At 35.8% G+C, this 12,340-nt stretch carries 10 protein-coding genes; 4 read left to right on the forward strand and 6 right to left on the reverse strand.

Annotated features, from left to right (window positions below; all coding sequences use genetic code 11):
• Positions 1 to 60 precede the first annotated feature (60 nt).
• Complete coding sequence (locus tag CJF12_RS09270) at positions 61 to 687, reverse strand: TetR/AcrR family transcriptional regulator (protein WP_051887330.1); 627 nt, start codon at positions 685 to 687, stop codon at positions 61 to 63.
• A gap of 287 nt (positions 688 to 974) precedes the next feature.
• On the opposite strand from CJF12_RS09270, the gene CJF12_RS09275 reads away from it, so the two are divergent.
• From CJF12_RS09275 to CJF12_RS09290, 4 genes are all read left to right on the forward strand, one after another.
• A complete protein-coding gene (locus CJF12_RS09275; RefSeq protein WP_131329556.1) occupies positions 975 to 1,715 on the forward strand; it encodes a hypothetical protein in 741 nt (246 codons plus the stop codon).
• Positions 1,716 to 2,194: 479 nt separating this feature from the next.
• Positions 2,195 to 2,617 (forward strand): hypothetical protein, encoded by a 423-nt coding sequence (locus CJF12_RS09280; RefSeq protein ID WP_034685851.1) that lies wholly within the window; start codon positions 2,195 to 2,197, stop codon positions 2,615 to 2,617.
• Positions 2,614 to 3,399 (forward strand): hypothetical protein, encoded by a 786-nt coding sequence (locus CJF12_RS09285; RefSeq protein ID WP_034685849.1) that lies wholly within the window; start codon positions 2,614 to 2,616, stop codon positions 3,397 to 3,399. Before CJF12_RS09280 ends, CJF12_RS09285 begins: the two co-directional genes overlap by 4 nt.
• Positions 3,387 to 3,869: a hypothetical protein gene (locus CJF12_RS09290; protein WP_034685848.1), complete on the forward strand. Its 483-nt coding sequence runs from the start codon at positions 3,387 to 3,389 to the stop codon at positions 3,867 to 3,869. The genes CJF12_RS09285 and CJF12_RS09290 overlap by 13 nt, the downstream gene beginning before the upstream one ends.
• A gap of 360 nt (positions 3,870 to 4,229) precedes the next feature.
• Here CJF12_RS09290 and polA read toward each other — a convergent pair whose 3' ends face one another.
• The 5 genes from polA to CJF12_RS09315 form a co-directional block, all read right to left on the reverse strand.
• Positions 4,230 to 7,055, reverse strand: a complete 2,826-nt coding sequence (gene polA / locus CJF12_RS09295; RefSeq protein WP_034685847.1) for a DNA polymerase I — start codon at positions 7,053 to 7,055, stop codon at positions 4,230 to 4,232.
• Between the two features lie 156 nt (positions 7,056 to 7,211).
• Positions 7,212 to 7,658 (reverse strand): hypothetical protein, encoded by a 447-nt coding sequence (locus CJF12_RS09300; RefSeq protein ID WP_034685845.1) that lies wholly within the window; start codon positions 7,656 to 7,658, stop codon positions 7,212 to 7,214.
• A gap of 4 nt (positions 7,659 to 7,662) precedes the next feature.
• On the reverse strand, positions 7,663 to 9,336 hold the full coding sequence (locus CJF12_RS09305) for a polymorphic toxin-type HINT domain-containing protein (protein WP_228379105.1): 1,674 nt from the start codon (positions 9,334 to 9,336) through the stop codon (positions 7,663 to 7,665).
• Positions 9,337 to 9,340: 4 nt separating this feature from the next.
• Complete coding sequence (locus CJF12_RS09310) at positions 9,341 to 10,138, reverse strand: hypothetical protein (RefSeq protein WP_034685842.1); 798 nt, start codon at positions 10,136 to 10,138, stop codon at positions 9,341 to 9,343.
• Between the two features lie 6 nt (positions 10,139 to 10,144).
• The gene (locus CJF12_RS09315) at positions 10,145 to 12,331 is read right to left on the reverse strand and encodes a type VI secretion system Vgr family protein (protein WP_034685840.1); all 2,187 of its coding nucleotides are present in this window, start codon (positions 12,329 to 12,331) and stop codon (positions 10,145 to 10,147) included.
• Between the last annotated feature and the right edge of the window lie 9 nt (positions 12,332 to 12,340).

Genomic DNA, 12,340 nt, shown 5'->3' on the forward strand with positions numbered 1-12,340 from the left:
TTTGACCTATCCGTCTATTTGACAAAAACTATCAAAACGTCAAATCATGATCAAAAAAATTTAACTTTTAATTTTTTCCAGAACCATTTCCGTCAGCATTACAGCACCTTTTTCCCATTGATTGCTATAAGTTTCAATAACCGACTCTCGTCGAATCCCCCGAATACTACTTAATAGTACAAATAATAAAGTATCTACGGTATTGGGATCCGTCTCTGAAATTTTTCCTGTAATCACAGAGTCACGAATAACCTTTTTTAGCAAGGTGGTTTCCGAATGCATCATTCTTTGATGAATATTCCACATGATATCAGAATATTTAGAACGTTCTTCACTATCCATCCTCGCTTCAATGGCCGTAATAAAGCTTCTGGTTTTTTCAGAACCTTTGATCTTTGCAAAACAAAAAGCCTGAATCCTCTTCTCTAAGTCTTCTTCTTGATAAATAATCTCTTGTAATTCATTAATCACTTCATCTACAAGGGAAATCATTACCGCTTCAAAAAGTTCGTCTCTGTTTTTAAAATAATAATATAAAGCGCTTCTGGTTTTCCCCACTGCTTTGGCAACATCATCCATCGTCACTTTTTTAATTCCGTAACGTTGATACAATTCCTGTGCAGTCAGCAAAATCTGGCTTTTTAAGATTTCTTCCTGTGAAAGGGATGGGCTTATATTACTAATCATAGTTATCCTCCTTTCAATATGTCTTTTGAAAAGATTTGACAAATTTACGAATTTTGTCGAAATGAAAATTATTATTTTTAAAATTATTAATCAGCTATCAATTCCAAGATTAAAGAAGCTGATTTGAGCCAATTATTATTTTTTATCACATGACCTAAATGTCCTGCTGGCTTATATTCTATTGAATTTCAAAACCTGGTCTCAGGTTTTTTTCCCAATTTGGGTCTGTATTTTGCTATAGGTTACAGAGAAACAAAACCACATTCATAAACACACAATTTAGAATTTTGAAAAAAATTATTCCCATATTGTTTTCGTTTCTATTGGTATTATATTCCTGTAACGAAAACGAAAGAACAGATGTACGGCAGATAAATAATGATGTCGGTACTGCTCACGCCAATATGGTAAACAAAGAAAATGATGACACCGATCGTCTTTTGTTTCCAGGTACAGGGAATAAGGTATCTGACTTTGTTCCGGAAAATTTTGAAATACAATACGAAGCAGAAGGTGATCTTAATGAGGATGGTTTCCCGGATCATGCTATTGTTGTAAGAAAAAAGGCAGATACGCTATCCAGTCGTAATGTTTTGGTCCTTTTACAAAATCCCGATAAGACGTACCGTCTTGATGCTATTTCTAAAAAAGTTTTACCCGCTCAATACAATGAAGCAGGTCATAAAACATATAATCCCGAACAAATCAATATCGGAAAAAGCGAGCTTAATATCCAGTTGTATGATATGATTACCAATGGAAATCTCTTTAGTAAATTCAAATACCTAAACAACAACCTCGTTCTGACCTATGTCGAAACCTACTCCATGGCAGCAGGCGGAAATACGGCTCTTTATTATGAAGTGATCAAAGGAAAACTTACAGAAGAAGTTCTGCATATAATCAAAGAAGAGCCTTTTCTAAACTCTCAGACTTACGATCTAGCTGCTCAAAAACTATTATTCGAAAATGCTTCTCCACAAGAAGTTATCAGCAAAGCATACCAATCAGTTGCTGTAAGGGACTAGATAGTAATATTTAGATTCATTTCCCACCTTTTTTAATTTCATATACAAAAATTCACTAACTTAGAAATAGCTAACCAACAATGAATTAAGACTCAGACAGCTTAGCTAAAAACAACTCAACCACCATGAAAACAGGACTGCTGAAAACTGAACAATAGAGTAAGCACAATAACCACAAAAACTAAAAACATGAAAACTACAAAAAACAACTGTACCAAAGTTCCATTTGGTATTATTCCTTATTAAGTAAAATTTCTTTGTCAAAAAATACTTGAATTCAATTGCCTTCTGTAGCATTTGAATGAATCGCCATTTCCCTTACTCTGATTGAGTAGGTGTATCTCAAAATTATAATGTATCTGTGCACTGAATTTTATTAAAATTGTGTGAGTAAGTTCCATAAGAAGTCCACGATTATTTTATTTTTTGAAATAGTAGAATTAACAAATTAATACCGTTCAAACACAAAATTAAGCGCTATGTCTAACTCAAATCCAATAAAAACAAAAGATAATGGAGAATATCCGGAATTTATTATTCCTAATAAATTTAAAACAAAAAGCTTGTATATAACGACTAAGACAGAATTAATTAAGGATGGTTGGGAGCTTGATCTTATTCATGCTTTTAATATCGATGGAAAGACACAAGATTTCACGCCCACCCCTGATATAGAAAGATATAAAATTGGAAAGGGTGAGGATTTAAATAATAAAAAATTTGCCTTAGTCTCTATAGCTTCCAGAATTAGAAATGGAGGCGAAAATGGCCCTTCAAAAGTGAAATATACTTTAAAATTTGAAGCAGGTAATGAATTAATAGATGAAGAATTTATTATTACCAGTACTGAAATAAATCCAGCTACTTTTTATACCAAAATAACTTTGAAACTAGAACAATGAAACAATTACTATTACCTTTTATCATATTTTGTTCTACTATAATCGTTAGTGCTCAAAATATCAATGATCAAGTACAATCATTACAGCTTAATACCTCTCCTGCGTATGTGGTGCTAGGAGTAGAGCCTGAAAATATTCAGCGTCCTAATTCACCAACAGATTTTATTGCTGGTGTTCAATCGGCAATAGTTAATGATAAAATACAACCTAATTTTGCAATGGAAACTTCTCCTTATTACTGGAGCAAAAATAAACGCAACTCAAAAAAATTTAACGCTACGGAGTATTTATTTAGTAATAATTATGGTGAAAATTTACTTAAAAGTATAACATTCTCTTTTGCAACTTCCTCAAGCGATTCGCTCGTCTTTAGCAAATTAAAATCAGGAATGGCTCTAGGGATTGGAATGCATGTACAACTAGTTCAGGGAGCTCCTAGTAAAAACACTAAAAAGAAATTATACGATTGGTATCAGACCAATTATTTAAGATTGGTGTTGGAAAACTTAATAATAAAGCTTGAAAATGATGAGGAAGTAGATAACATAGAAGAGTGGTTTTCAGAAATTAAAGAAGCAGGTAGTTTTAAAGAGGTTAACGAGTCTGAAAAAAATATAATAATCAGCCTCTTAAAAGAAAAACTTAAAAAAAATGAATTTATTAAGTCCGATTTAAGCTCTATCAGAACGATGAGAGATAAGCTGATTGCAAAATCAGAAAAAGATTTAGAGGCAATAAATATAAATTTCCTCTTACAAGAGAAGGTTTTATGCTTGAGTTAGCAGTTGCTAACGCAAGTATGGCTCAAGATAGCAGGTGGGATAAATTAACTAGTGCTAAAACTGCAGTATGGCTCACCCCGTCTTACCGATTCAATATAAACAAGGATCCTGAGGTTATAGACTTTATTGATGTAATGGCCGTTGCAAGACTTACTTCTAACTCTGAAAATGTTGATCTTTCCGATTATTTAGATATTGGTGGAAAATTACAGTGGATTCATAATAAAATAAGTTTGTCTGGCGAAGTCATTTATAGGTATCTCACTAAAAAGCCTGAAGCGGTTTTAAAGAATCATACCTTTAGAACAGCTTTTAATTTTGGATACAAAATAAATGATATCATAACCTTTCAAGCTACATTTGGAAGTAATTTTGACGGAAACTCCACCACCTATACTGATCCTTCCAAAATATTTGCTGTAGGAGGCTTTAATTTTGGATTTGGTAATATGTTTAAAAAGAATAATTAAAATATTATGATATATTTTTCCTTCATCAATAAACACAATTATATACAGATAAAAAACCATTAGGTTTGTACAATCTTCAACATAAGATCCACATCATTTTAAATGAATCAGGATTAAAAAAGAAAAATGCTGAATAAGCTTTCAGCATTTTTTATATTATTGAATTAAGACATATGTGAGTTCCAGCTAAGGATAATTAAATGTTACTACCACCATTTCGAGTAGGTTTTGTAAAAACCATATCGAGAAATCTGTTATTGAGTCGATCTTGATACATTTTTCTCCTGAACTACGTTCGCAGACTTTCAGTCTGTATTACGAAAAACATTCAACCCTCCCCAATTCAGACTAAGACGCATATTAATGCGCCTCCAGCCAATTATTTCCAACGCCAACCTCAACCAGTAAAGGAACCTGTGTTTCAATGGCACTTTCCATTTCGGTTTTAATTAATTTAGAAGCCGCTTCAATTTCTTCAATCGGAGCTTCAAATACCAATTCGTCATGTACTTGCAGCAACATTTTAGTCTGAAGATTTTGCTCTTCTAATTGTTGGTCAATTTTAATCATAGCCATTTTCACAACATCAGCAGCACTCCCTTGAACCGGTGCATTCACCGCATTTCTTTCAGCATGTCCCCGTACAACAAAATTATTGGAATTGATATCTTTTAAATGACGTTTTCTCCCCAAAATCGTTTCTACATAACCTAATTCACGTGCTTTACTTACCTGTTCCGCCATATATTCTTTCAACTTTGGATAAGTCTCAAAATAAGCTTCAATCATTTGTTTAGCTTCTGTTCTTGATAAACCGGTTTGCTCTGCCAAAGCAAAAGCACCCTGCCCATAGATGATACCAAAATTAACGGTCTTAGCCTGGCCTCTCTGGGTTTTGGAAACTTCCTCTAAAGGAATTTTAAACAGTTTAGCGGCAGTAGAAGCGTGAATATCTTCTCCGTTCTGGAATGCCTTGATCATGTTTTCTTCTCCTGAAATTTCCGCAATTAAACGAAGTTCAATCTGTGAATAATCGGCAGAAATAATCTTCTTCCCTTCTCCTGAAACAAATGCTCCACGAATCTGTTGCCCTCTCAATGTTCTGATCGGAATATTCTGTAAGTTCGGGTTTACACTTGTTAAACGACCGGTTGCTGCCGTTGTCTGAGAGAAATTGGTATGCACACGTTCATCTTTATCAATCTGAGACGGTAAAGCATCTACATAGGTTGATTTTAATTTCTGATACGTTCTGTATTCAAGGATATGTTTAATAATCTCATGTTTCGAGGACAGTTTCTGCAATACGTCTTCTGAAGTTGCATATTGTCCTGTTTTTGTCTTTTTAGCCTTAGGATCAAGTTGCATTTTTTCGAACAGGATTTCTCCCAACTGTTTCGGAGAATTCATATTGAATTCCTCTCCTGAAAGTTCAAAGATCTTGGATTCTAATTGTCTCAAATCATTTTCCAGATCAATGCTTTCCTGAGCCAGCCATTTTTCATCCAGAGAAATTCCCGACAGTTCCATTTTTGCTAAAACGACCATCAAAGGCATTTCTATGTTAAAGAACAGGTCTTCTAATTTTTCTTTCTTTAGTTGTGGAGCAAACAGCTCATATAACTGAAACGTTACATCAGCATCTTCGGCAGCATAGTCTGTCTGCGTTCTCAGATCCGCATCCCTGAAAGTTCCCTGATTTTTTCCTTTTTTGCCAATGATAGTTTCAATAGAAACCGGTTTATAATTCAGATAAACTTCTGAAAGATAATCCATCCCATGTCTTCCATCAGGATTCAGAAGATAGTGGGCAATCATGGTATCAAACATCGCTCCTTTTACGGTGATGTCATATTGCTTTAAAATTTTATAATCGAATTTAAGGTTGTGGGCAATTTTCAACAGGTCTTCTTTTTCAAAAAACGGTCTGAAAATTTCAAGGGTCTGCAATACCTCACCCTGATCTTCGGATAAAGGAACATAATATGCCAGCCCTTTTTTATAAGAAAAGCTCATTCCTACCAATTCTGCTTCCAGCTCATTCAAAGAGGTAGTCTCTGTATCAAAGCATACAGCCCTTTGTTTCAGCAAGTTATTAACCAGCATTTTCTGAGCCTTCGGGTTATCTACAAATTGGTACAGATGTTCATTATGTTCAATCGTAGATTTGGTAGAGGTGGCTTGATCCAGCTCTTCATAGGTTGAAAATAAATCCAACTGGGTTACTTGTCCTTTTACTTCTGTTCCTTTTGAAGTCTTGGTTACCTCCACTTCACTTACGACAATAGTTTCTTTAGGTGCAAAGGCACGATACAGATTTTCGTATAGTCTTCTGAACTCTATTTCGTCAAAAACTTCTTTTACTTTTTCAAAATCCGGAGTTTCCAGATCATATTGTTCCTGGTGGAATTCGATAGGAGCATCACAAATAATAGTCGCCAGCTTTTTAGATAAAATACCTCTTTCTGCCGAAGCTTCTACTTTTTCTTTCAGTTTTCCTTTTAGCTGATGGGTATTGGCCAGAAGGTTTTCAATACTTCCATATTCTTTAAGGAATTTCATGGCCGTTTTTTCTCCAACTCCTTCCAGTCCGGGGATATTATCTACAGCGTCTCCCATCATAGCCAGGAAATCAATTACCTGCTTAGGATCTTCAATTTCATATTTTGCCTTTACTTCATCCACGCCCAGAATTTCTATATCTCCACCTTTCAATCCCGGCTTATAAATTTTAATTTTATCAGTAACCAGCTGGGCAAAATCTTTATCAGGGGTCACCATAAAAGTCATATAGCCTTCTTTTTCAGCTTTACACGCAATTGTTCCGATTACATCATCTGCCTCGTACCCTTCTACTCCTAAACAAGGAACATGCATTGCCTTTAAAATCCTGTGAATATATGGAATCGCTACTTTAATCGCTTCGGGTGTTTCGCTTCTGTTCGCTTTATAATCTGCAAAATCATCTGTTCTCACACTTGCTTGCCCCACATCAAAAACTACGGCTAAATGCGTCGGTCTTTCTCTCCTGATCAATTCGATCAATGAGTTTGTAAAACCAAAAATAGCAGAAGTGTCTAATCCTTTACTGGTAAGCCTCGGATTTCTGATCAATGCGTAATATCCTCTGAAAATCATCGCATAAGCATCGATGAGAAATAACCTTTTATCTTGAGTTGCGTCCATATTTTCTATAATGAACAAATATAAGAAAATAGGAATATTTATGGTCTACAAATTGGGCTTAGATTTTTATAAGGTTTACTAATTATATAAAAAATACCCATCTTTGAGATAGGTATTTACATTCTTATATAAACGCTTTTATACGTTTTATTATCTTTATGATTCTTTTATAGGAATAGACATGTCATTCATATTATTCTTTAGGATAGTACTGATGTAATTTCCTTGTTGTCTATCAATACTTGCCGTAGCGTAAGTCATTGGGGATTTATATTTAACTCCTTTAAAATCCGGGCTGGTAAGTACCGGCATCATATAGAAGGCATTGTCCTCATTCTCCGTATCCATAGCCCATTTTCCTCCGATATGTTTACGGAGGGTTTCACCAATATAAATGGTCAATAAATCCAATATTTTATGATCTTCTATGAGCTCATCTTCATCTTTATACTTTTTTATAATCCACTTCTCGATATCATCTAATGATTGTATACTATAATCTAAGATCAAATTATTTTCATGGGCAAAATCTTCGGTGAAAGAATCCATCTTATCACCGATATAAAATATCCATTCCTGAAAGTTTTCTTGTGTATATGACATTTAATTAAGGTTTTATATGTGATACGGTTATACCTGCATTTTTCAATTCGTCCAATAAAGGCTGGCTAGCCCCTCCTTCAATTCTCCATTCTATTTTCCATCCATCTTTTACCAGCTGCTTATCTCTTTCTATCTCATACATAATATCTTCAGTTCTTGAGAAATAATTACCGGATTTTACCTCTACTCCTTTTTGTTTTTTCACATCTGCAATATCCAATCTTCTGTTAACTGTATTTCCATCCAGCTCTACTTCAACGGTTACTTCACGTTTACCCCAGCCAATATTCTCATGATAAGCATCTGCTGCAGCATTTCCTTTCTTAGCATTAAGTATATTGGATTCATAAGTATTGCTCCATCTGTTATAATCCCATTCTCCGCCTCTTTCCTGATAGTCTTCCCAGGCCTGGTCTTTATGTTGTGGTGTACCTGCTTCCGGTTTACACCCATTATGGACCAATATTCCATCTTCGGTTACATAATAGTTTTCATTGCTTTCGATATCAAAATTATAAACTTTTTCATAATGGGGCAAAGTTTCTTTGCTGATTACCGTAGTATAATCGCCTCCTTTTAAATGAAGCATATCTCCCGGCTGTAGCTCTCTTGCCTCAATCCATTCATCATTACAGAAAAACCGGTGCTCTGGTGTTACCTGTATAAATTCTCCTGTTGGCAATTCAATGGAGAGCATTTGTAATGTAAATCTTTCATGCTTTTTCAGAATCGGTTTATATTCCTGTTCTTTCGTGAGCTCATTATAAGTAAGTACAAAATCACCTTCAAACAGATCTTCTATGTTGGCTAATCCATCCTGAGTATGCACTTTTGTTCCTGCAGGAAAGCAAACCAAGCTAGCTCCTTTAGCTGCAAAAACACTAAGGATTAACGCAACACTACTTTCCTTTAGTTTATCCAAAGTATCCTGATCACTACTCCAAATATTATATTGTTCATAATAGGCTCCTCCAATTCCCAATCCACGCATAATTTTACAGAACGTAGAAGCTCTCATAAATCCTTTGAATGTAAACTGTTCTATCATCTCTTTTCTCGCAGTATTGAGAAACTGACGGCCAAATTCTTTTCCGAAAGCAGCGGCTCCTTGTCTTGTTGCCATTGCGGTCATTCCTCCGGCAGCAGAAGTTGCCCCTATCGTCATTCCTCCTAATCCTCTTCCGGCGAGAAACCCGAAGGCAAAATTAGCAACGTGTCCTAAATTGGTTAAGGCAGCACTTCCCCATGCTTCCCAAACCGTTTCTTTTGGAGTAATAGTTCCACCTTCTACAGGACACATCATTATGGAAGATAAAGTAATTGCCTTATGCCCATTAATTTCCAAAGCTTCTGCCTGTTTTGTCCAGATTCTTTGGGTAGCTGCAGATTTACATTTGATATACCCTATCGCAATGGCTGCCAGAATAACAGCTGCAATCAACGCAGCAACAAGCCACCCTGGTCCAGGAATACAACAGCAAATCCCTGCTGCAGCTCCTGCAATAAACGCTACACTTCCCAGACAAAGAAAGTTATTATTTTTTAATGTATCTTTCTCAGTAGCGGCTAAATTACCACTCATATAAGTAAAGTTCTGACTCGTTACTTTCATTTGCTTAGGAGCCATTCCTTTACTGCATACTAAGTAATGTTTTTCGGTAAGATACTGTTCTTCCATGATCTTATTCTTCCAGGGTTAATCGAAGATAGGAATGGTTATAATAAAACTCTCCCAGTTCTTCGGTAATGGTAAAATCAGACTCTAATAATGTAATATTATCATAGATATATTTTCCTGTCATTTTATATTCGGGATGCATATATTGATCTTTGGTAAAAGCCCGCAATCGTTCAATGACTTTGTTATCCCGAACCATTTTCCCTTCATAACTACGCTCTGTAGTTCCGTCTTCCAAATCCTGTTCTCTTAGATTGATATTAACAGGAATTACAACGCCTCCTCCAAACCGATCCATCTCGTTTTTTTTAATGTATCTTACATTTCCTTTATCTGCGCTTTGTTTGAAAATAAAAAAATACTGATGTAAAAAATGGATAAAGCGGATATTTTTAATTTCCATTTCTTCATTGCTAAGCTCATATTCTTTTGCGCGAATAATTTCGTAAGATTCGAGTGGATGAGCATTGGTAAGCCATTCTTTCACCTTTTGCCACTTTTTGTAGATTTCATCCCTGTTATATACTTTTTCTATAACTCCTTCCGCATTGATTCCTATTTCGATTTCTTTATAAATACTGCAAATTCTGTTGGTCATTTCAGCAATCTGAGTCATTATAGGATCTTCATATTCTGCTAATTCATATAATGTTTCTACAATATTAAAGCGATATAAGCCGTCATCAACTCCCTTATACGTTACTTCGTTCTTGATCCTGATTTTATAATCACTTTTGATACTGTGAACTTTTGTTGTTCCTACAACCTCTGTATTATATTTAAAGGCTTTATCCTTTTCCATCCTTTTTTAAGTATTGATTTTTACTTTTGGACCTCCTATTTTTACTTCTGTCTTCCCTGCAATATTCGTTGTTTTACTTCCTATATTAAATTCATTACTGCCAGAAGCTGTAATTTTATCGGTAGCATCCATAACGATTTCTTTACCATTGATTGTGATTTTTCCATCTTTATTGATGACAACGGTACTGGCTCCTACTACGATTTTAAATTCTGTATTGGCTGTAAGTGAAACGTTTCCTGATTTATCCATTTGTAAAATAGAAGCATCCCCTACGTTAATCATATTGGTATTTCCAGCCTTTACCGTATTATTATTTCCTACGTTTACTGTTTTATCATTATTCGCATTGGTTGATGCATTTCCTGCCCCATCAAATTTCATATTCGCACCTCCCTGGTCTGTAAGAAAAACAGAACCTTCTCCATCATTCAGCTCCAACTTATTTCCACTTCTGCTGCTTAAACTTTTAACATTATTCCCGGATCCGCCACCGCCACCTACTCCTCCATGGAACATTCCACCCATAACGAAAGGACGGTCGGGATGCTGATGGGCAAAATTAACGACCACCTGATCTCCTACTTCAGGAATCGCCATAAATCCTCTGTTTTTACTTACCTTATCACTGCCTCCCGCATCCGGTGTCATTACTCTGATAAATTCTGTTGTGGAAGCTCCGTTTTGCCAATCGAACTGTACCTGTATCCTTCCTTGATTCAATGGATCGGTATTGGAAATTACTTTAGCAAACTGAGCGTCTGCTTTAGGCTGCTGAAACTCCGGACGGGGAATAAAACCTGTATCTGAGGCAATAGCATCAAATGTTCCTGTATAGTAACCTCTTGCATCCACTTCATGGCTTACCTCAATAATCATTAATTTGGTAAAATAAGAGGTCTCGTTGCTATTCGTTTTACGCATCTCGATATCCGAAACGCATCCCGGATATAAAAATGGGACCGTAGTGGTTCCCGAGGTAATAAACACGTCGGAAGCTTTACTTCCAGCGGTTCCTTTCTGAGAAGCATCAATATCCATAAATGAAACAGCTTTTATCGGAGCGACTCTTAAAGAGGGGGTAGTAAATATCTTTTCTGAAATTTCGTACGCTCTTTTAGCGATATCCGAAGTATGATTAATTTTTGAGCTCCCGGTGGTCAGCTTTTCATTTTTACTGCTGTTGTAGCCATAAAAAGTAGGGTTGACATGCTGAGCTTTCATTTTTATTTTTATGTCGCTTACACTGCTTCCATAAGTTAGCTTAACGGGTTTTTCCTGAGGGGGAAGTTTTCCAAAATGTAATACTTCACCATCATAATAAAACTGCTCTCCATAAGCCTCAGCGATCCTTGCCAGATAGTTATAATGGGTTTCTTCATATTGAGAACTGTAAGAAACATTCCCGTGTTGTGAATCTACTCTGAAATCAAATTTATTCTGTCCCAAACCTTCTTTAATCACCTGATCAGCAATACTGTTCAGGCTTATTTCCTGTCCGCCTCCAAAACTTTGGATATGAGGAGCAGCATCCAGAAGAACGGTAGGACTATATCCGGTAAGTACTATATTTCCCAAACTTCCTTTTTCCTGGCTGAATCCTACTTCTGTAATGACTCCTATAAAGCTCCTTTCAGGACCATCTTCAACATCTTTGTATTTGAAAACTACGGTAATCCGTTTTCCCAAAAAGTTCTGAGCTTCTTCTAAATTATGGTTTTCAGCACTCCCCAAGGTATCATGGGCTAATGTTAAATCGAATTCATGGTGCTTAACCGCGCTTTGTGTGAGCTTAAAGTGTTTGAAATGCTTAACGATTTTCCCTTCAATAACAATTTGAAGTTTAACCACCCGGTTAATACCTAAAATTTGATTTTCAGGAATAGCTTTGGCATTATGTATTTTGGAAGTAGGTTGTTTCGACCATACTTTATTATCTACAACAGCAGGAGCATTAGGCTGTACAACCTGATTCATAAAGAGATTGGATGAGTTTTGAACCACTCCGGTATAAGCCTGCGCCTGGGCAAGTTTCTGAGTAGCTTTTTTAACTTTTTCGCCGCTCTGTTCCTGTAACTTATCTGTAGCTTTCTGTACTGCTTTTGTTTTGGCTGCTTCTCCTATTTTTTCGGTCATGGGGCTTTTTACAGCTTTTGAACCGGGCAATTTTACCGATTGATCATCTTTAAACATAGCCTTCGA

It is taken from the genome of Chryseobacterium piperi (assembly GCF_002285635.2).
Lineage (GTDB): Bacteria > Bacteroidota > Bacteroidia > Flavobacteriales > Weeksellaceae > Chryseobacterium > Chryseobacterium piperi.

What these genes read in the sequence shown, in the direction of transcription:
- CJF12_RS09270 (WP_051887330.1), bottom strand. Translation starts at nt 687, where the DNA reads ATGATTAGTAATATAAGCCCATCCCTTTCACAGGAAGAAATCTTAAAA.
- CJF12_RS09285 (WP_034685849.1), top strand. Translation starts at nt 2,614, where the DNA reads ATGAAACAATTACTATTACCTTTTATCATATTTTGTTCTACTATAATC.
- CJF12_RS09305 (WP_228379105.1), bottom strand. Translation starts at nt 9,336, where the DNA reads ATGGAAGAACAGTATCTTACCGAAAAACATTACTTAGTATGCAGTAAA.
- CJF12_RS09280 (WP_034685851.1), top strand. Translation starts at nt 2,195, where the DNA reads ATGTCTAACTCAAATCCAATAAAAACAAAAGATAATGGAGAATATCCG.
- CJF12_RS09290 (WP_034685848.1), top strand. Translation starts at nt 3,387, where the DNA reads ATGCTTGAGTTAGCAGTTGCTAACGCAAGTATGGCTCAAGATAGCAGG.
- CJF12_RS09310 (WP_034685842.1), bottom strand. Translation starts at nt 10,138, where the DNA reads ATGGAAAAGGATAAAGCCTTTAAATATAATACAGAGGTTGTAGGAACA.
- CJF12_RS09300 (WP_034685845.1), bottom strand. Translation starts at nt 7,658, where the DNA reads ATGTCATATACACAAGAAAACTTTCAGGAATGGATATTTTATATCGGT.
- CJF12_RS09315 (WP_034685840.1), bottom strand. Translation starts at nt 12,331, where the DNA reads ATGTTTAAAGATGATCAATCGGTAAAATTGCCCGGTTCAAAAGCTGTA.
- polA (WP_034685847.1), bottom strand. Translation starts at nt 7,055, where the DNA reads ATGGACGCAACTCAAGATAAAAGGTTATTTCTCATCGATGCTTATGCG.